The sequence below is a fragment of the Corynebacterium durum genome (genome assembly GCF_030408675.1).
Taxonomy (GTDB): domain Bacteria; phylum Actinomycetota; class Actinomycetes; order Mycobacteriales; family Mycobacteriaceae; genus Corynebacterium; species Corynebacterium durum.
On record NZ_CP047200.1, the window covers coordinates 750,442 to 770,288 of the forward strand.

The window sequence follows — 19,847 nt, forward strand, 5'->3', positions numbered from 1 at the left end:
TATGACAACGATGCCCGTTGAGCAGGGCTTTTACATTACATCGCCGTTCGGTTGGCGTGACGGCTTCATACACTACGGCACAGATTTCGGCTGCGACGGCGGTTCTGGCGGGCACCCCGTCTACGCGATTCGTAGCGGAACTGTCGTGCACGCGGGCCCCGCAAGTGGCTTCGGGCAATGGGTAACCGTGGATCACCCCGCCGAAGTTGGCGGCGGCTTCAGCGTCTACGGCCACACGATCCCCGAGGTCACACCAGGTCAGCATGTGGAGGAAGGGCAACGCATCGCCCGGATCAACCCCGATCCGAACACTAACGGCGGCTTCCCCCCGCACCTGCATCTAGAGTTCCACCGCTACGTGTGGAGCCCACCGGGGCCGGATCGACTGGACCCGGAGCCAATACTTGCAGGCGCTGGGTGGCCTAACCAGCAACGAAAGGAGGAAAAACCAATGAGTGAAACAATTTTCGGCGTGGACGTTTCCGAATGGCAGGACGGTATCAGCCTGCGTCGTGCCGCCGATGAAGGTATCCGCTTCGCGATTATCCGCACCACGGACGGCACATATCGCGACCGGTGCTACCAGTCGCACATGCGTGATGCCGAAGCGGCGGGGCTCGTAACCGCCGCATATCATTTCTTGCGCAATCCAAGTGAAGGTACAAGCGTGCGGGCACAAGTCGATGCGTCACTTGACGTAATGGGCGACCTGCGACGCCCCGTGTGGATTGACTGTGAAACCGAAGCAGGCTTGTCTATCAATGACATTTGGGAGTGCAAGCGCCTGTACGAGGCGAACGGGGTGCGCGTCATTGGCATGTACAGCTACATTCCCTGGTGGGAGGGCCGGGTTTTCGAAGGTGAGCCAGACCTGAAAGACAGCGGCCTTGGCGCGCTGTGGATGGCCTACTACGGGCAAAACCCTGGTGGCCCGCCCGCTGCGATCTACCCGGGTGACGCACACCCCAAGTGGGATTACCCGCTTGGCAATGTCAAGCCAGTCATTTGGCAGTTCGGTTCACAGGGGCATGTGGCCGGATTCACAGAGGTTGATGTCAACGCCTTCCGGGGCAGCGTGGAGGAGCTACGTGCTCTGTTCTATGGGGGCAACCCCGAAACCGACGAATTGGAGGAAATTTTGTCTACTGTACGCCCGTCTCTTATCAGTCCTGATAAGCAGTTTGACGGCTTCGATTTTCTGCGTTTCAGCGACGCGGCCGCATGGGAGATTCGCGTGTTGCTGATCTACCTGATGCATGCGTTGAAGCTCGACCCGGAAAAGGTCTTGGCTGACGCCAAGGCCACAATCAACAAGTGAGGAGATTCACATGCCAAAGCATTTGAAAGTTGACGGGGCCGTGTTCCCCGCACAGGTCCGCAAGGGCCTTTATTCCGTGGCCACGCTCGTGGGCTTGGTGCTCGTGTGGTTCGGTGTCGTCCCCAATGACGTCGTGGTGACCGAGTGGGTGGATAAGCTGGAGCCGGTTTTCGGCGCTGTGGTGGCGCTGGTGAGCATGGTGGCCGCGCGTCACGTGCCCGCCCCGGCGGCCACGCCTGAGGCCCCGAAGCCGGTTGAGGTGAAGCCCAAGGCAAAGCCCACTGTGTCGTTGGACACTCTTCGGGAGCTGCTGGCTAAGTGATGAATGTCTCCCTTCTTGGGGAGGCGTTGCCCTTCGGGCTTGACCTGAACGTCATTTTTCAGTCTGTTTTGACGGCGGCGCTTGGCTTTTTCACAGCTATTGCGACGATGCGCGGTGACGCGCGGCGGGCTAATAATGACGTGCTGGGCCGCCTAATGGAGCGTGTGGACCAGCTGGAGGATGATAAGGATCGTCTTTCGGGGGAAGTGGCCGACCTGCATGAGGACCGCGTGAGCGATGCTTATGTGCGCGCCTACGCACGCATCCTGTATGACGCTTGGCGACGCCCCCCTGATCCGCCTGAGCCTTCTCCGATTGCTGCGAGGGCTTTGGGCCTTGAGTCTAGCTAGTTGTTTGCCCCTGCCTTGTGCGGGGGCGTTTTTGTTTTGCGCATTGTGCAGCGCTAGCGCTGCATGGGGAGGTGGTTTGATGACACCGATTATTACCGATGAAGTAACGGGCGTGAGATTGCTCACGTCGATGGAGTGTGCGGCAAAGGCTGGCATCGCCATAGGTACATGGCGCGCGTATGTGGCATTGCGGAATGCTCCGAAGCCGGTGGCGAAACTGGACGGCCGCACGCCGTTGTGGAGCGAAGGGGAGGTGTTGCAATGGGTAAAAAGCCGCGCGATTGTGCAATGATTGTGCAATGAACACGCCTATGAAGATAAAAACCCCTTTTGAACAGTATTTATATTCGTCGTATTTCATTCCCCGGCAGCTCCACAGATGAAGCCCCCAGTTTATGGTTTGAACTGGGGGCTTTGCCGCGGTGGAACTGCGTGCGTTGTGTTAAGTGCCTTAGTCGTCAACCAGCCATTCGGCGAGTTCGTCGGCCGCGTTGCGGATGTGGTGGATGACCATTCCTAGTTGGGTGTCCTCGGCGGAGACCCAGAGGAGGAGGTTGTTGACTGGCTCGTAGTCGACGCTGACCACCATGATAATTTCGTCGGGCATGGTAACGGCGACGACGGTTTCCCCGCCTGCGGCATCAGGATGACCCATGAGCTGTACCTGAGCGCCTGAAACACCATACATGGAGGAGTTTAGGGCGGACAGGCGGGCGGCGTCTTCGGCCTTGCTAAGTCCGACGGAACAGATGTGAATGCCGTCGCGGGTTCCCAGAAGTACGGCACGGATGCCGGGAAGTTCTCTGCGGATTCTGGTGATGAATGGCAGCGCAGCAGCGGCAATGTCGTTGGTGTTCAGGTCGCGACCACGGATTTTGCGATGACGTGCGCCGGTTTCTGCTGTTTGTGTGGACTTTGACATGGCTTAAACTCCGTTGAACTGTAAAACGTCGTTGACAACGCGGCGAACATCGTCAATGTTTCGAGGATCGGCGGTAGTGACGCGGATATGGCCGAGTTCGAGCTGTTCAAGGGTTGCTTTAATCTCGTTCAGACCTTCGTCGGTGGGATAGTTCACGCCGATAAGGATGCGGTGGCTGTTGGTCGGGCCGCCTGCTGTGGTGATCCACGACCCCAAATCAGTGCCTAGTGTGTCGCTGTCCCCGTAGAGCCAGATCACGATTCCCGCGTCGGGGTTGAGTAGGGGAGTGCGGGAGTCGGTGAACCGATCCTGTCCGGTTGTTCCGAACAATCCGATGACTTTCCCGTCTGGACGTACCCACATTCCGTAGTCAATGCCAACGGTCGTGGTGGTTTTTGACGTGTGCAAAAACTCCTCCGCCCCTTCAAACATCATGACTTCAGTATTGATTGGTGGCACAGACGACAATGTCTGCACCGCAGTGGTTTTGCCCACACCAACGGGGCCAATGAACACAACCTCGGCATCAGAAGGGGAGCCGACGATCGCATCATTAGCGATTTCTTCCTCTACCGTTGCTTTTCGACGCCGTGACCGTCGCGGTTGTTCGTTAGTAATCGGGTGTTCAGTCATTTTTCCTCCATCAGTTGAAACAAATTATCACAATTTGTTTGCATGTCTACTAAACGGTATGATTGTATAGATAAGAAGTAACTGAAAGGAACGTGAATGTCACGCCAAGAAGAACTTAATCGTCTGATCAATAACATTGCCTCTGACCTGGAAGGCTTCATGGGGGCCTCGGTGGTAGATGTTGAAACCGGTATGTCTCTCGCCAGCGTCTCGCGCATCAACGACTTTGACCTGGATGTTGCCTCTGCGTACAACAGTGAAATGGTGAAAGCTAAGCTCAAGACCATCCGTGCGTTGAACCTTCAGGTCAACCTGGTGGACATGCTTCTCACCCTGGAAAATCAGCTCCACCTTGTACGCCTCCTTGACTCTCAGCTGTTCCTCTATGTGGCTGTCAGTAGCGATAACTGCAACTTGGCCCTCCTGCGCTCCACCGTTGCGCGTCGCGTTGCTGAACTGGGATAGAATTGGCAGTTAGAAGACTGCTTGGTTGCTAGCTAACGACCCTCACGGATAACAATAGTGAGGGTCGTTAGCATTTGCGATAAAAACGACTGAACGTAAGCAAAAACTCAGATAAATTTAAGTATGGCCCGTGAGGCCAGGCTGCCCTACAGTGGGGGTGTGACTGTCTTCAAGGGAATCTTGATCGGGTTGGGAACGGTGTTCCTTGTGCTTGGGGCAATAGGCGCAGTGGTGCCTTTGTTGCCTACCACGCCGTTCCTTCTTGCTGCGGGAGCATGTTTTGCGCGAAGCTCTGATCGAATGCACGCTTACCTGTATAACCATCGGATTTTTGGAGAGTATCTCCGTAACTACGAAAAACGGGAGATGACGACTCCTCACAAGGTTCGGACGTTGACGGTGATGTGGTTGGGGATTGGACTGTCCATGTTTCTTTCAGGTAAGCCGATTGTGATTGTCATTCTTGGATGTATCGCGACGCTGGTCACAATACATATCGTCCGCCTTAAGCCTGTTCTTACTGCTGAGCAAGTGGAAGAGCGAGCTCCATCATCGTTGTAAACGCATGTTGCCTTTCTTCCGGTGTGGTTTTCGCTCCGGTGACAATACTGTCAGAGACAGTAAAAATTCCCAGTGCCTCAACGCCTGCATGAGCTGCAATCGAGTAGAGTGCTGCAGTTTCCATCTCCACAGCAAGAACGCCCATGCTTGCCCAGCGCTCATTGAAGGCGGAGTCAGCGTTATAGAAAACATCACTAGACAGGACATTTCCTACATGTGGGATGACTCCCTGGCGCTGTGCTTGCTCTAGCACAGCGGAGATAAGCGGCCATGAACCGGTTGGGGCATAGGTTCCGGGCAATTTGTATTGCTGTAAGAAGTTGGAATCAGTGGACGCTGACTGTGCAATGACAACATCGTAAAGGTCAAGATTTTGCTGCAGTGACCCGCACGAACCGACACGAATCAGCCTCTTTGCGCCAAAAACATGAATGAGTTCCCAGGCGTATATCGATATCGATGGCATACCCATGCCGCTGCCCATCACGGAAACCAGGTTGCCCTGATATGTTCCAGTAAAACCCAACATGTTCCGCACTGAATTGAACTGCACAGGATTCTCTAGATACGTCTCGGCAATGAACTGTGCTCGAAGTGGATCACCAGGCATAAGCACGGTCTCGGCTATTGGGACTCCTTGTGGGTTTATATGTGGTGTGCTGGCCTGGCTCATGAAGTCTCCTTGGCGGTGAAGGGTAAGAATCTGATTCTTATGCTAAGAATGTGCACAATGTTTGGCAACGATGTGAAAGGTGCCGTCTGCTGGTGCGAGAAAAGTGCCCTGACCACCACACTTGTCACACCACACACCACTCTGTATATTAGAACAACGTCAGCGCAACAACACTGACACCAACAACCAGCACCCAACACAGAGTTGACAACCAACCCTGCAAGCCGGTAAGTTGGAAAAAGTCACTCCTCAACCCTTAAACCAACATAAAAAATTAAGGGACACCTTGAGAAGCGCTGACAATACCTCTTTTTTGTTGTGTGAGAACTCAATAGCGTACCAAGTACTACACACACCCACACACTAGTGTTGTGTGGGTGTCGCACACCCCGACCCTGGTAGTGGTGGGGGTGTGTTGCTCTTGTCAAGAGATACACGCTTGAAACACTATTATTTTGTTTTTGTTTTGTGCACGACACACGCATTTGTTTGTGTGTTGTGGTTGGAGAGTTTGATCCTGGCTCAGGACGAACGCTGGCGGCGTGCTTAACACATGCAAGTCGAACGGAAAGGCCTGCCACCTTGGTGGTGGGTACTCGAGTGGCGAACGGGTGAGTAACACGTGGGTGATCTGCCCCGCACTGTGGGATAAGCCTGGGAAACTGGGTCTAATACCACATACGACCATGGCGTAGGGGTCATGGTGGAAAGCTTTATTGCGGTGTGGGATGAGCCCGCGGCCTATCAGCTTGTTGGTGGGGTAATGGCCTACCAAGGCGGCGACGGGTAGCCGGCCTGAGAGGGTGGACGGCCACATTGGGACTGAGACACGGCCCAGACTCCTACGGGAGGCAGCAGTGGGGAATATTGCACAATGGGCGCAAGCCTGATGCAGCGACGCCGCGTGGGGGATGAAGGCCTTCGGGTTGTAAACTCCTTTCGCCCGGGACGAAGCCCACCTGGTGGGTGACGGTACCGTGGAGAAGAAGCACCGGCTAACTACGTGCCAGCAGCCGCGGTAATACGTAGGGTGCAAGCGTTGTCCGGATTTACTGGGCGTAAAGAGCTCGTAGGTGGTGTGTCGCGTCGTCTGTGAAATTCCGGGGCTTAACTCCGGGCGTGCAGGCGATACGGGCACGACTAGAGTGCTGTAGGGGTAACTGGAATTCCTGGTGTAGCGGTGAAATGCGCAGATATCAGGAGGAACACCGATGGCGAAGGCAGGTTACTGGGCAGTTACTGACGCTGAGGAGCGAAAGCATGGGGAGCGAACAGGATTAGATACCCTGGTAGTCCATGCTGTAAACGGTGGGCGCTAGGTGTGGGCTGTGTGTTTGCAGTCTGTGCCGTAGCTAACGCATTAAGCGCCCCGCCTGGGGAGTACGGCCGCAAGGCTAAAACTCAAAGGAATTGACGGGGGCCCGCACAAGCGGCGGAGCATGTGGATTAATTCGATGCAACGCGAAGAACCTTACCTGGGTTTGACATGCACCAGATCGGCGTAGAGATACGTCCTCCCTTGTGGTTGGTGCACAGGTGGTGCATGGTTGTCGTCAGCTCGTGTCGTGAGATGTTGGGTTAAGTCCCGCAACGAGCGCAACCCTTGTCTTATGTTGCCAGCACATTTTTGGTGGGGACTCATGAGAAACTGCCGGGGTCAACTCGGAGGAAGGTGGGGATGACGTCAAATCATCATGCCCTTTATACCCAGGGCTTCACACATGCTACAATGGTCGGTACAACGGGTTGCGACACTGTGAAGTGAAGCTAATCTCTGAAAGCCGGCCTCAGTTCGGATTGGGGTCTGCAACTCGACCCCATGAAGTCGGAGTCGCTAGTAATCGCAGATCAGCAACGCTGCGGTGAATACGTTCCCGGGCCTTGTACACACCGCCCGTCACGTCATGAAAGTTGGTAACACCCGAAGCCCATGGCCTAACCACCACTTGTGGTGGGGGGAGTGGTCGAAGGTGGGATTGGCGATTGGGACGAAGTCGTAACAAGGTAGCCGTACCGGAAGGTGCGGCTGGATCACCTCCTTTCTAGGGAGAATATGTGGTGTGTATCCATAATGGGGGTGTGGTGCTTGGTGTGGCTGTTGGGTGTCCCACATAATAAATGTGTGGAATTTTACGTCCTTGTCTGCTGGTGATCATGATGGTTGCTGGTGGTGGGGTGGTGTTGTGTGAGAACTGTATAGTGGACGCGAAATCATTTTTCTGTTTAATTTCTTGTGTTGTTTTGTGTGTGTTTTTCGTGTGGCGCACCGCCATTGAATGCAGCAACCCCCGTGTGTGGGGTTGGTGTAGGTGGTGTGTTTGTTGTAAGGGCGCACGGTGGATGCCTGGGCATGTCAAGCCGATGAAGGACGTGAAGGGCTGCGTTAAGCCTCGGGGAGTTGCCGATTAAGCGTTGATCCGAGGATGTCCGAATGGGGAAACCCGGCCGTGGTTATGTGCGGTCACCTGCTGCTGAATGAAATAGGTGGTATGGGGGTTACGCGGGGAAGTGAAACATCTCAGTACCCGTAGGAGAAGAAAACAATATGTGATTCCGTTAGTAGTGGCGAGCGAAGGCGGAGGTGATGGCTAAACTCTATGCGTGGATGATACTTGGTAGGGGTTGCGTGTAGGGGGTTGTGGGATGCGTGTGTCTGGCTGGCTACCACTGGCTGGCACCCTTGGATTGTGTGTTAGGGGAAGTGGTGTGGAATCGCCTGCCGTAGACGGTGAGAGTCCGGTACCTGAAGACATGTGGTTGGGGTGTGTGCGTATTTTCCCGAGTAGCAGCGGGCTCGTGGAATCTGCTGTGAATCTGCCGGGACCACCCGGTAAGCCTGAATACTTGGCGTGACCGATAGTGTAGTTAGTACCGTGAGGGAAGGGTGAAAAGTACCCCGGGAGGGGAGTGAAATAGTTCCTGAAACCGTGTGCTTACAATCCGTCATAGCCCCTTGTGTGGGGTGGTGGCGTGCCTTTTGAAGAATGAGCCTGCGAGTCAGCGGCATGTCGCGAGGTTAACCCGTGTGTGTGGGGTAGTCGTAGCGAAAGCGAATCCTAATGAGGGTGTGTTAAGTGGCATGTTCTGGACCCGAAGCGGGGTGATCTACCCATGGCCAGTGTGAAGCGGTGGTAAAACATTGTGGAGGCGCGAACCCACTTAGGTTGAAAACTGAGGGGATGAGCTGTGGGTAGGGGTGAAAGGCCAATCAAACTCCGTGATAGCTGGTTCTCCCCGAAATGCATTTAGGTGCAGCGTTGCGTGGTTGTTGTTGGTGGTAGAGCGACTGGTTGGTTGATGCGGGACGATCATCTTAGCGATGCCAGCTAAACTCCGAATGCCAATAATATGCGAGCGTGGCAGTGAGACGGCGGGGGATAAGCTCCGTGACGTCGAGAGGGAAACAGCCCAGATCGTCGGTTAAGGCCCCTAAGGGTGTGCTGAGTGGAAAAGGAGGTGTCATCGCGAAGACAGCCAGGAGGTTGGCTTAGAAGCAGCCATCCTTGAAAGAGTGCGTAATAGCTCACTGGTTAAGTGGTGATGCGCCGATAATGTAGTGGGGCTTATAAAGTACACCGCCGAAACCGCGGCAACATGCACGTCTTTGGTGTGTGTTGGGTAGGGGAGCGTCGTGCATGCTGAGAAGCTGTCACGGAAGTGGTGGTGGAGTGTGTGCGAGTGAGAATGCAGGCATGAGTAGCGAAAAACATGTGGAAAACGTGTTCGCCGGATGACTAAGGGTTCCTGGGTGAAGCTAATCTTCCCAGGGTGAGTCGGGACCTAAGGCGAGGCCGACAGGCGTAGTCGATGGATAACGGGTTGATAGTCCCGTACCCGTGTATGCGCGACCAGTGGTGACTCGGTTGTACTAACCACCCACTACCATTGATGTTCACACGTTGTGTGTTTGTTGGTGTGTGGTGCGTGGGATCTTGATCGTTGGTAGCCAAGCGATGGGGTGACACAGATTGGTAGTCAAGGCCACTGAGTGGATTGTGGTGTAAGCGTGTGGCCCGCAGGATAGGTAAATCCGTTCTGCATATAAGGGTGAGGCGTGATGCGTACCCAGATTGTTGGGGATGTTTGATGTGCCTGTGCTGTCGAGAAAAGCCTCTAGCGATGTGTGTGCACGGCCCGTACCGGAAACCGACACAGGTGGTCTGGTTGAGGATACTAAGGCGTTCGGGTGAACTATGGTTAAGGAACTCGGCAAAATGCCCCCGTAACTTCGGGAGAAGGGGGGCCATGTGCGGCAATCACCCTTGTGCGGTGTGCGTTGTGTGTGGCCGCAGAGAAGTGAGGGAAGCGACTGTTTATTAAAAACACAGGTCCGTGCGAAGACGTTGCAAGTCGAGGTATACGGACTGACGCCTGCCCGGTGCTGGAAGGTTAAGAGGACTCGTGAGCACACCACGTGGTGTGTGAGGCGGGTAATTGAAGCCCCAGTAAACGGCGGTGGTAACTATAACCATCCTAAGGTAGCGAAATTCCTTGTCGGGTAAGTTCCGACCTGCACGAATGGCGTAACGACTTCCCTGCTGTCTCAACCATAGGCCCGGTGAAATTGCAGTACGAGTAAAGATGCTCGTTTCGCGCGGCAGGACGAAAAGACCCCGGGACCTTTACTATAGCTTGGTATTGGTGTGTGCTGCAGCTTGTGTAGGATAGGTGGGAGACGTGGAAGCATTCACGCTAGTGGGTGTGGAGTCGATTGGTGAAATACCACTCTGGTTGTTGTGTGCATCTAACTGTGGGCCCTGATCGGGTTTTGGGACAGTGCCTGGTGGGTAGTTTAACTGGGGCGGTTGCCTCCTAAATGGTAACGGAGGCGCCCAAAGGTTCCCTCGGCTTGGTTGGTAATCAGGTTTTAGAGTGTAAGTGCAGTAAGGGAGCTTGACTGTGACACTGACGGGTGGAGCAGGTGCGAAAGCAGGGACTAGTGATCCGGCATCAACGTGTGGGTGTGGTGTCGCTCAACGGATAAAAGGTACCCCGGGGATAACAGGCTGATCTTCCCCAAGAGTTCATATCGACGGGATGGTTTGGCACCTCGATGTCGGCTCGTCGCATCCTGGGGCTGGAGTAGGTCCCAAGGGTTGGGCTGTTCGCCCATTAAAGCGGCACGCGAGCTGGGTTTAGAACGTCGTGAGACAGTTCGGTCTCTATCCGCCGCGCGCGTGGAAACTTGAACAAGGCTGTCCCTAGTACGAGAGGACCGGGATGGACGTACCTCTAGTGTGCCAGTTGTCACGCCGGTGGCATGGCTGGTTGGCTATGTGCGGGAGGGATAACCGCTGAAAGCATCTAAGCGGGAAGCCTGTTGTGAGATGAGGTTTCTGTTGAGGTTCCCTGTAGATGAGGGGGTTGATAGGTCGGAGTTGGAAGCATCGTAAGGTGTTGTGAGATGACCGATACTAATATGACCGACACAAACACACCCCATAGTGGTGGTGTGCCACAGGATTGTGTGCGATAGGGCACATGGTGTGGGAAACATATGCGTGTGTTGACAACACAGAGGAATGATGAAAACAGGACGTCGCTGCCGTTGGTGGTGTGTGGTTTCGTGGTCTGCTGTGCAGTGTCTGGCGCAACACCTGGTGTGTTGTTGTGTTGGGTGTGTTGGTGGTGATAGTCGCAGGGTCACGCCCGGTTGTCCTTTTCGAACCCGGTTGCTAAGTCTGTGGGCGCTGATGGTACTGCACCTGGGAGGGTGTGGGAGAGTAGGTTACTGCCAGCATTGATAACTTCAAATAGATGGTGGGTGGGGTGTTGTGTGTGCCTGGTGTGGCACTGGCACCCCACCCCCTTTTTTTTGTTGTTTTGTTTGTTTGTTTTGCTATACGGGTGCGGGGTTATGGGGTGTCGTTGATGTAGGCGATGAGTTGTTGTGCTTCGTTGATCAGGGGGTTGCCGAAGAATCGGGGACTAGACAACAACACCAACACAACACCAGCCGCCAGTACGTGATAGAAGCAGAGCCTAGAGATCGATGAGATTATGGGGGGAAGAAAAGACCTCGTCAAGGCGTCCTTTATTTTGTTTAAGCAGTTCCCATTGTTCCTGCGGGATTGCAGCGTGAGCATCGGCAATGACCTTGCTGGAGGGGGTTGCCCAGGCGATGGGCATGGGAGTGATTTCGTCCCACTGGTCTTTGGTGTTCAGGGAACGTCGGCCAGACACACCTACGCTGGGGACTTCTTCACCCTCAACCCGCTCATGTCCGTTGATTCGGGTGATGTTACGTGCAGCCAGGGCCCATTGAGGTGAAAGATCTGGGTCGATGTTTTTGTTTACGAGTGCAAGGAGAACCAGGTCGCGCGGGTTGACTTGGGCGATGATGGCGGGAACGAGGGGGTACTGGCGGTAAATGTTCTCGGGGGTTCCTACTTTTTTGGGGATGATGTTGATCATGGCGAAGCTGATGATGGCCATGATGCCTAGGACAATGGCAAGAATCCAGCCCCAGATGGCTTGGTTGGACCACCATAGTGCGGCCGCAGCGAGGATGAGTTGGAGAAGTCCGTAAACGCCGGCGCTGGTTTGCAGTCGCTTTGTGTCTTTGAATAGTTCGTTGTTTTTCTTGTTGTGCTCGATATCCACGTCGAACGTGAAGTTGTTCATCCTAGTTGTCCTTGATGGGGAAGAGTAGATCGTCGGCATCGACAATGCGGTAGGCGTAGCCTTGTTCAGCGAGGAAGCGTTGGCGGTGTGCCGCGTATTCGGTGTCGAGCGTATCGCGGCTGACTACGGTGTAGAACAGGGCTTCGCGACCGTTAGCTTTGGGCCGGAGGAGGCGGCCTAGGCGTTGGGCTTCCTCTTGCCGAGACCCGAACGTGCCGGAGACTTGGATGGCCACGGCCGCTTCGGGGAGGTCGATAGAGAAGTTAGCCACTTTACTCACGACCAGCACGTTGAGGGTACCTTTACGGAAGGCATCAAAGAGTTCTTCGCGTTTTTTGTTGGAGGTCTTGCCATCAATGACAGGGGCGTCAAGGATGCCGCCGAGTTCTTCAAGCTGGTCAATATAGGCGCCGATCACCAGGGTTGGCTCGCCTTTGTGCTGCTCTACAAGTTTTTTTACCACTTTGTTTTTGGTTTCAGCGCAGGCTGCAAGGCGGTAGCGGACCGATCGTTCAGCGGTGGCGTAGGCCATGCGTTCTGCTTTTGTCATGGTCACGCGTACTTCAACGCATTCGGCGGCGGCAATGTAGCCTTGGGCTTCGATGTCTTTCCACGGGGCGTCGTAACGTTTGGGGCCGATGAGGGAGAAGACGTCGCCCTCTAGACCATCCTCGCGGACAAGCGTGGCGGTGAGGCCGAGGCGGCGGCGGGATTGCAGGTCCGAGGTCATGCGGAAGACGGGAGCGGGGAGAAGGTGAACTTCGTCGTAGATTATCAGTCCCCAGTCGCGAGAGTCGAAAAGCTCTAGCGCCCGGTATTCACCTTTTGTTTTTCGGGTGACTACTTGGTAGGTGGCGATGGTCACAGGGCGGATTTCTTTTTTTTCTCCCGAGTATTCGCCGATTTCTTCTTCGGTTAGGGACGTGCGGCGGAGAAGTTCGTCGCGCCATTGGCGGCCTGCCACAGTGTTGGTCACCAGTATGAGGGTTGTGGCCTGGGCTTTTGCCATTGCTGCAGCTCCCACCATGGTCTTCCCGGCTCCGCAGGGAAGGACGACGACGCCGGAGCCACCTTCCCAGAAGGAATCAGCGGCGAAGCGCTGGTAGTCACGCAGTGACCAGTCGGTTTCTTCAAGGGCGATAGGGTGTGCCTCGCCATCAACGTATCCGGCGAGGTCTTCGGCAGGCCAGCCTACTTTCAGTAGTTCTTGTTTCAGGCGTCCGCGTTCGGAGGGGTGCACGACCACGGAGGTGTCGTCAATCGTGGCTCCCAGCATGGGGGCTATTTTTTTGTGCCGGGTGATTTCGGCAATGATGGCGGGTTCCGCAGATTCCAGAATGAGCCCGTGGGCTGGGTGTTTGTGAAGCTTGACCCGGCCATAGCGACTCATGGTCTCCACGACGTCAATAAGCAGGGGGTGGGGAACGGGGAAGCGCGAGTAGCGTTCCAGGACGTCGACAAGCTGTTCTGCATCGTGACCGGCGGCGCGGGCGTTCCACACGGCAAGCGGGGTGATGCGGTAGGTGTGAACATGCTCAGGGGCGCGTTCCAGTTCCGCGAAGGGCGCGAGGGCAGCGCGGGCTTCGTCGGCAAGCGCATGATCGATTTCTAGAAGGACTGTTTTGTCGGATTGGACGATGAGCGGTCCATCACCAAAAGCCACGAGGTCTCCTTACAGTATGTAAAGTAAACCTCCATTCTAATCCAGTATCACCTCAGTGATGCGGTGTAGTTGAAAGCGGTGGACCTTCCCGGTTGCGGCGTCCAGTGCGTCCACCTGCCCGCCAGATACAGTAAGCGGCCGCACCACACGATGCATCTGCGTCCCTTGCTTATCGACGAACCCGAGGGTTACTGTTTTCCGGCCCCGTACGGCTGCCTGCAACACACTTAATGCCTCCCGGCCTTGGAGTACTTGCCCTTGGTCGTTGGTAGCAGTGGTTCCTTGGGACGCTGCGGTGGTGGCGGTGTTGTTGCGGCGCAGTTCGGAGACAACAGCATGGATGAGTCCGGCGTCGATAGCCTCGCGAGTGGCGGCAGGGCGACCTTGGTAGGAAGTGATACGGCTGGGGGATGGGCGGACGTCAATACTCGCGCCGGTGGCATCTTCCGCGACGGGCTGGAAGCCTGCCTCGCGGAGGTTGTCCAGCACCTCAATGAGCGGTGCCTGGGAGATGGCCACGGTGGGGGCGATGAGTCGCAGTGCGAGACGTGCGGCGGCTGGGGTTTGGACAGCCTGAGCGAGGAGCGCGGGGTCGTCGCTACGTAGGTAGGAGATGGCAGGACCACCGCGGAGGGTGCCGTGCCGCCGCGCTACATCAGTGATGAGGTAGGTGATGGATTGGGGGACGTCGCCAAGGACGTTTTCTTCAAGGAACTGCTGCAGGTCCGCACCCGTGCGTCCGGTGTCCAGAGCCCTGCGTATTGACGCCTCGGTGATTCGGTACACGCTGGCAAGACCCGGAGATTCCACGTCCGCTAGTGTTTCCACCTGTTCTTGAATCTCCGTGGTCAGTGGCCCTGGTGCGAGGATCGTCATGTCTGCCTGGGCGATGAGGGTGGTTCCGGGTTCTGGGGTGAGGCTTTGGGTGACCTTGCGTAGTGCCTCATAAGCATCGGTGTCGGAAGTACCCATCATGGTGCGGAGTGGGGTGCTGGCGGCATTAAGGGCGATGGCACCTATCCACTCCGCGTTGCTGCAGATATCAGCAACGCGGGTGGGATCGATGTGACTGCCACGCAGGGGAGAAAGGTACCGCATGTCCATGCTGACATTGTCTGGTGGTACTGGTGTCCCTGGGGGGAGGCGGAGGAACGGGCGCATGGTTAGCGCGGTGATGGCTGGGAGGTGAGTGTCGAGTGCTGCGTGATCGAGGAGGTGGATGGTTTTGTTGGTGTCGTCTTTGTGCCCCACGAGCCAGGGCGACCATTGCGAGTTTCGCCAGGCTTCCAGCAGGCTTGCCCATTGGTCGGCAGGATCGCTCTGGAGCCAGTCGTCGGCGAGCGGGGTGGGGGCGAGGTAATCGCCGAGGTTGTCGTTCTGCGGCGGCGGATCGGGTTCGCCAGTGCTGATGAGATCTGCGCTGTCAGCTAGGCACATCAGGCGGGCGAGGGTGAGGTTATCAATGTCTAAAGTTTTGGCGAGCTTTGTGGCTGCGCGAACGCCAAGGGACCCATTTTTGAGGCAGGGTGCGGGTTCTCGACCGAGTTCCTCAAGCAAGCGCCGCATCATACGGGTGACCTCTAGACCGGCGGCGGTGGCGGCCTGGTCGACCTTCTGGACATCTTTATCCGAAGGCGGAGTATCCGGCATGCGGGTTGCCGGGACGAGGGTATACCTGTGGGGCGTGTTGCTGGGGTTGAGGAGTACGTTGCGGGTGATGGCCCGCAGGCGCACAGTGTTGTGATCAACCCGGGTGAGTAGTCCCTTGGCTATGAGCATGGCCACGGGGCGAGTGGGGTCGGCATCGGGTGCCGCGTCTTTGCTGAGGCCCACGCCACCAGCCTGCGCGAGTGTATCCAGGATTTTGCTTTCCTGTGGGCTTAACGCATCAAGGAGTTCCTCGACCTGCTGGTGGGTAAGTGGTGGACCGGCGCTGGCGGATTCCGGCAAGACGAGGAAGTGGCGGGGTATTTCGCTCATTACCTCTGGGAGGAGCTGGAAGGAACTTCCGTCAGTGGTTGTGCTATACAGCAATGCATGGTCTTTGAGCGTTTCCAGTGCGGCCTCGACGTCGTATTGGGTGGGTATGTCCTCGTCGGGGGTAGAGTACGCATGAAGTCTCCCCCTGATTTCCTCCACCACTTCGGGGGTAGACACTGGTTGTAATTCTGCGCCTCGTGCTGAAGCGGCTTCAACCACAGCGATGTCCATGGCACCGAGCTTGTCCACGGCGCGTTTGACCGCAAGGGGGAGCCGCAAACGTGCAGCTAAAGAGCTGAAACTTGGAGGTATGGGGAGCGCACAATCAGGGCGGTTTCGCAATATGGTTGCCAGCCGTTCGTCTGGTTGCTCACTCAGCCATTGTTCGAAAGTGAGGGGGGAGGCGGAATCCGCATTGTTGTTGTTCATGCGTTTTTTCATGATGCACCTCATTGTAACGCCACCCTGGAATGCCCAAGAGGTGACTTTTTTGGCCAAGGTTTGAAACAATGGCCTCATGGCAAAAATGGAGAAGAACACGTACGTTGATCCTGGCTGGCCGGAACACACGCCTGGCGAACACCCAGTTACTGAGCTCATCTCTAAAGTGACTGGTGCGTCCAGTCCTTACGGTGATGAAACCGCATTCCCCGTACCAGCAGAGCAGCTGGGTTACGTCCACCCGTATACCAAGGTGAATAAGTCTTAGATTAGTGCTTGCGCATGAGGCCGCAGCATGAGGCCACGGCCCCGCACTCTCATGTGAGTATGTGCGGGGCCGTGGCTGTTGTTGAGGTGTGGGGCTGTTAGCACTGGCTAGTGCTGGACCGCCTTTTCCACGCCTACACCGGTCAGGGATCGAACTTCCATTTCCGCAGCCAGCTCGTCGTAGTTGTCCGGCTTACCCACCAGGGTACCAATGATGCCTAGCAGGAAGCCCGCAGGAATGGCGACAACGGAGGGGTTGGTTAGCGGGAACCACGCGAAGTCCATGCTGGGTATCATGGCTGTTTCTGCACCCGAGACGGCCGGGGAGAAAATGATCAGCACAATAGAGGTGAGTAGCCCGCCGTAGATGGAAAACAGGGCACCGGTAGTGTTGAACTTCTTCCAGTACAGCGAGTACAGGATGGTGGGCAGGTTTGCCGACGCCGCGATACCGAATGCCAGCGCCACCAGGAAGGCAATATTTTGCCCCATGGCACCAATGCCTAGAACAATGGCCAGCACGCCAATCACGACGACTGTGATGCGGGATACGCGAACCTGTTCTTCTTCCGTAGCCTGGCCGTTGCGAAGCACCGAGTTGTATAGGTCATGCGCCACTGATGCGGATGCGGTGATGGCCAGGCCCGCGACCACTGCGAGAATGGTGGCAAACGCAATGGCGGAAATGCAGGCCATGAAGATCGTCCCGCCCACTCGAGAGGACAGCAACAGTACAGCAGAGTTCACTCCGCCAGGAGCAGCCTGAATTTGCTCGGGGCCAACTAGGGCTGCAGCGCCGTAGCCCATGACGACAGTGAGTAGGAAGAACAGCGCGACAATCCCGATGGTCCAGGTCACGGAGCGGCGAGCCTCCCGGGCGGTGGGCACCGTGTAGAAGCGCATTAGAACATGGGGGAGTCCAGCGGTGCCGAACACCAGGGCGGCACCTAAGGAAATGAAGTCCAGTTTGGTCAGTTCGTTCTTGCCGTATTTGAGTCCCGGGTTCACAATCGCTTCGCCTTTGGGGTGGTTGGCAATCGCGGTTTCAACAACAGCGTTAAAGCCACCCTTGATGAACCAGAACGTCAACAGCGCGATAATGATGGAACCACCAACGAGCAGAACGGCCTTGATCATCTGCACATAGGTTGTGCCCTTCATGCCGCCGACCAGAACGTAGATGATCATGAGTACACCGACGATGGCGACAACACCGGCCTGCGCGGCTTTGCCGGAGATGCCCAACAACAAGGCAACCAAGCCGCCCGCACCGGCCATCTGCGCGATTAGGTAAAACAAGGAGATCATCAACGTGGACATCGCGGCGGCTGTGCGCACAGGTCGCTGCTTGAGGCGGAATGACAGCACATCGGCCATGGTGAATTTCCCGGTGTTACGCAGCGGCTCGGCAACGAGGACCAAGGCAACGAGGAGGGCGATGAGGAAGCCCACGGAGTAAAGGAACCCATCGTAACCGTAGAGCGCAATTGCGCCGGTTACCCCGAGGAACGCGGCGGCGGACAGGTAGTCACCTGCGATGGCGAGGCCGTTTTGCCAGCCAGAGAAGGATGCTCCGCCAGTGTAGAAATCGGAGCCTTTTTGTGAGGTCTGCCGGGTTGCGCGCACCACTATGGTCATTGTGGCGACGATGAAGATGACAAAAATGGCAATGTTGAGAATGGGGTTGCCGGTTTCGATTGTGTTCTCTGCTGCGAGAATGGTGGAGTGGAGAGTCATTACGCGTCCTTCGGATTTTCCATCATGGTGCGAATAGCCTCGGCGGCCGGGTCAAGCTTGTTGTCGGCAAAGCGGACGTAGGCCCAGGTGATTAGGCCGGCAGTGACAAACTGCGCGAGTCCCAATACCATGCCGACGGTGATGACACCGAAGACGGGACGCTGAACAAAACTCGTGGCGTAGGTGGCGGTAACGATGTAGCCGAGATACCAGGCCAGGAATGCAATGGTCATGGGGAAAGCAAAGCTGCGGAACGTGGTCTTCAGCGATGCAAACTCAGGGCTTTGGGAAACCTCAAGGAATTCCTTGGGTGTTGGTGTGTGTGTCGGTATGTGCTGGGCACGAGTCGAATCAGTCATCTCTACCTTTCTCGGTAGGCGCTAGGGGATCGTGCTGCAACGGCGCGATCCTCAGTGAGCAATGTACATCACCTAGAGATGGCGATGTGAGTCATTACACATGATGTTTTGTCTCATGTCACATAATTGGCAGAAAAAGTTGTGAGCAATAGCGGAGCTGAAGGGTTGGCGGTGGTGTGCGCAGTGCCGCATTATGGGGGTGGGGTTGATGTGCTCTTTGGGCTTATGAGGAGTGCTTTTGGTCGGGGCGTCGATACGCAAAAAGCCGCCCCACTGCGATGTGGAACGGCTTTCGGGAACCTTGTTTTGCGGTTTAGGGCACAAAACAAAAACCCCCATTTCGGGGGTGTTTTATGGGTGCTTAATGGGCAAGCATCGCGTCGATGGTGCCGCGGTTAGCGTTGTAGAAGTTATTGAAGTCGTGGCGGTTAGCGTTGTACAACGCAGTCACCTGGCTGGGGACCTCCATACCGCGGGAACTGAACGCGGAAGAGATGGCATCATACAGGGAATCCACAGCGGCGGAGTCGGATGTGTTGTTCTGAGGGGCGGCCGGCGTGGATGCGGCAGGCTGGGCTTCGTCGCGTGGGGTGGCGCCGGCGCTTAGGCCTAGTTTGCGGGAGCAGGACGGCCATGCGCCCCAGCCCTGTCCGGCCAGGACTTTTTCGGCCACTGCAATCTGCTGTTCGCGAGTTGCCTGGTAAGCGTTCGGGGCGTAGCGGTTGCCGCCGTATGCGTTCCATGTGCTTGGGGAGAACTGAAGGCCACCATGGAAACCATTGCCGGTGTTGATGCTCCAGTTGCCACCTGCCTCGCACTGTGCAAGGCGATCCCAGTCGGAATCGGGGGCCGCGGAAGCCGTCGGGGACATAATCGTAGCGGCGGTCCCGAGGGCTACGGTAGATGCGGCGAGCTTAGCGAAGGTGGACTTGGTAGCAGCTGCATGACGTGCCATGAAAAGTGTGTTCCTCTCATAAAAAATTGTCGCCTGCGAAGTTAGCTGTCGGATTCGGACCGAGGAGCACCACCGTCCGGTTCAGGGATAATCTGAACTTCATCCTGGGGGAAGTGCGCTGGTGAGCACTTCCTGTGGCTTTCTGGGGGAGCCAATGGTTTCCCGCCCCTGTCTGCATTCAGTTTGTATAAGTGGTACGAGTACCTTTTTGGTCCGGCGCAGTTGAGCCTTAGGATCACGCCCCTCCCAGACAGGGTTTGGCGAAAAAGGAACGCGAGCCTTCGCTGTGCCTACCTATAAACCGTAGCGGTTTGTAACGAAATAGTCACGTTCGGATCGATGAAAGTTCATCAAACGTGACCAACTGAGCCGCTCCACCGGGATGTGGAACGGCCTTTGGAAACCTTGTTTAGTGGTTTATGTCATAAAATAGATGCCCTCGATTGGGGGATCTGTGGGCGATTTAGTGGGAAAGCATCGCGTCAATGGCTGCGCCGTTTGAGTGGTGAAAGTCATGGAGGTTAGCGTTATATGGCGCAGCCGCCTGGTCAGAGACCTCCATGCCGCGGGATGATAA

General features: G+C 56.1%; 16 protein-coding genes and 3 rRNA genes. 10 read left to right on the plus strand and 9 right to left on the minus strand.

Going from position 1 to position 19,847, the window contains the following annotated elements; all coding sequences use genetic code 11:
- Position 1: 1 nt before the first annotated feature.
- The 4 genes from CDUR_RS03560 to CDUR_RS03575 all read left to right on the plus strand — a co-directional run bounded on the left by CDUR_RS03560 (position 2) and on the right by CDUR_RS03575 (position 2,282).
- Positions 2 to 1,318 carry a GH25 family lysozyme gene (locus CDUR_RS03560; protein ID WP_179417170.1) on the plus strand — a complete coding sequence of 439 codons (1,317 nt, stop codon included), beginning with the start codon at positions 2 to 4 and terminating at the stop codon, positions 1,316 to 1,318.
- A 10-nt stretch (positions 1,319 to 1,328) separates the two neighbouring features.
- Positions 1,329 to 1,640, plus strand: coding sequence for a hypothetical protein (locus CDUR_RS03565; protein ID WP_179417171.1), 312 nt, complete (start codon positions 1,329 to 1,331; stop codon positions 1,638 to 1,640).
- Positions 1,637 to 1,990, plus strand: coding sequence for a hypothetical protein (locus tag CDUR_RS03570; RefSeq protein ID WP_179417172.1), 354 nt, complete (start codon positions 1,637 to 1,639; stop codon positions 1,988 to 1,990). The genes CDUR_RS03565 and CDUR_RS03570 overlap by 4 nt, the downstream gene beginning before the upstream one ends.
- 79 nt (positions 1,991 to 2,069) lie before the next feature.
- Positions 2,070 to 2,282, plus strand: coding sequence for a helix-turn-helix transcriptional regulator (locus CDUR_RS03575; RefSeq protein ID WP_179417173.1), 213 nt, complete (start codon positions 2,070 to 2,072; stop codon positions 2,280 to 2,282).
- 159 nt (positions 2,283 to 2,441) lie between these two features.
- Here the strand turns inward: CDUR_RS03575 and CDUR_RS03580 are convergent, their stop codons facing one another.
- Both CDUR_RS03580 and CDUR_RS03585 read right to left on the minus strand, forming a co-directional pair.
- Positions 2,442 to 2,912, minus strand: coding sequence for a roadblock/LC7 domain-containing protein (locus tag CDUR_RS03580; RefSeq protein WP_006063274.1), 471 nt, complete (start codon positions 2,910 to 2,912; stop codon positions 2,442 to 2,444).
- A 3-nt stretch (positions 2,913 to 2,915) separates the two neighbouring features.
- A complete protein-coding gene (locus CDUR_RS03585; protein ID WP_179417174.1) occupies positions 2,916 to 3,545 on the minus strand; it encodes a hypothetical protein in 630 nt (209 codons plus the stop codon).
- A 96-nt stretch (positions 3,546 to 3,641) separates the two neighbouring features.
- On the opposite strand from CDUR_RS03585, the gene CDUR_RS03590 reads away from it, so the two are divergent.
- Positions 3,642 to 4,010 (plus strand): roadblock/LC7 domain-containing protein, encoded by a 369-nt coding sequence (locus CDUR_RS03590; RefSeq protein ID WP_006063276.1) that lies wholly within the window; start codon positions 3,642 to 3,644, stop codon positions 4,008 to 4,010.
- 159 nt (positions 4,011 to 4,169) lie between these two features.
- On the plus strand, positions 4,170 to 4,571 hold the full coding sequence (locus tag CDUR_RS03595) for a YbaN family protein (protein WP_290208043.1): 402 nt from the start codon (positions 4,170 to 4,172) through the stop codon (positions 4,569 to 4,571).
- Here CDUR_RS03595 and deoD read toward each other — a convergent pair.
- On the minus strand, positions 4,528 to 5,244 hold the full coding sequence (gene deoD, locus CDUR_RS03600) for a purine-nucleoside phosphorylase (RefSeq protein WP_179417176.1): 717 nt from the start codon (positions 5,242 to 5,244) through the stop codon (positions 4,528 to 4,530). The genes CDUR_RS03595 and deoD overlap by 44 nt on opposite strands.
- 499 nt (positions 5,245 to 5,743) lie before the next feature.
- Here deoD and CDUR_RS03605 point away from each other — a divergent pair.
- The 3 genes from CDUR_RS03605 to rrf all read left to right on the plus strand — a co-directional run bounded on the left by CDUR_RS03605 (position 5,744) and on the right by rrf (position 10,984).
- Positions 5,744 to 7,286, plus strand: a 16S ribosomal RNA gene (locus CDUR_RS03605).
- 271 nt (positions 7,287 to 7,557) lie between these two features.
- Positions 7,558 to 10,683 (plus strand): 23S ribosomal RNA (locus tag CDUR_RS03610).
- A gap of 182 nt (positions 10,684 to 10,865) precedes the next feature.
- Positions 10,866 to 10,984: ribosomal RNA gene (gene rrf, locus CDUR_RS03615) — 5S ribosomal RNA — on the plus strand.
- The 16S, 23S and 5S rRNA genes sit together here, the layout of an rRNA operon.
- 242 nt (positions 10,985 to 11,226) lie before the next feature.
- Here the strand turns inward: rrf and CDUR_RS03620 are convergent.
- From CDUR_RS03620 to CDUR_RS03630, 3 genes are read right to left on the minus strand one after another with little or no spacing between them, the layout of a single operon-like run.
- Positions 11,227 to 11,868 carry a DUF3239 domain-containing protein gene (locus tag CDUR_RS03620; protein ID WP_179417177.1) on the minus strand — a complete coding sequence of 214 codons (642 nt, stop codon included), beginning with the start codon at positions 11,866 to 11,868 and terminating at the stop codon, positions 11,227 to 11,229.
- A 1-nt stretch (position 11,869) separates the two neighbouring features.
- Positions 11,870 to 13,531, minus strand: coding sequence for a DNA repair helicase XPB (locus CDUR_RS03625; RefSeq protein ID WP_179417178.1), 1,662 nt, complete (start codon positions 13,529 to 13,531; stop codon positions 11,870 to 11,872).
- Between the two features lie 36 nt (positions 13,532 to 13,567).
- On the minus strand, positions 13,568 to 15,952 hold the full coding sequence (locus tag CDUR_RS03630; protein WP_179417179.1) for a helicase-associated domain-containing protein: 2,385 nt from the start codon (positions 15,950 to 15,952) through the stop codon (positions 13,568 to 13,570).
- A gap of 76 nt (positions 15,953 to 16,028) precedes the next feature.
- On the opposite strand from CDUR_RS03630, the gene CDUR_RS03635 reads away from it, so the two are divergent.
- The gene (locus CDUR_RS03635) at positions 16,029 to 16,220 is read left to right on the plus strand and encodes a hypothetical protein (protein WP_006061432.1); all 192 of its coding nucleotides are present in this window, start codon (positions 16,029 to 16,031) and stop codon (positions 16,218 to 16,220) included.
- Between the two features lie 107 nt (positions 16,221 to 16,327).
- Here CDUR_RS03635 and CDUR_RS03640 read toward each other — a convergent pair whose 3' ends face one another.
- From CDUR_RS03640 to CDUR_RS03650, 3 genes are all read right to left on the minus strand, one after another.
- Positions 16,328 to 17,956: a monocarboxylic acid transporter gene (locus CDUR_RS03640; RefSeq protein WP_179417180.1), complete on the minus strand. Its 1,629-nt coding sequence runs from the start codon at positions 17,954 to 17,956 to the stop codon at positions 16,328 to 16,330.
- Positions 17,956 to 18,315, minus strand: a complete 360-nt coding sequence (locus CDUR_RS03645; protein WP_179417181.1) for a DUF485 domain-containing protein — start codon at positions 18,313 to 18,315, stop codon at positions 17,956 to 17,958. The genes CDUR_RS03640 and CDUR_RS03645 overlap by 1 nt, the downstream gene beginning before the upstream one ends.
- Positions 18,316 to 18,676: 361 nt before the next feature.
- A complete protein-coding gene (locus tag CDUR_RS03650) occupies positions 18,677 to 19,270 on the minus strand; it encodes a resuscitation-promoting factor Rpf1 domain-containing protein (RefSeq protein ID WP_179417182.1) in 594 nt (197 codons plus the stop codon).
- Between the last annotated feature and the right edge of the window lie 577 nt (positions 19,271 to 19,847).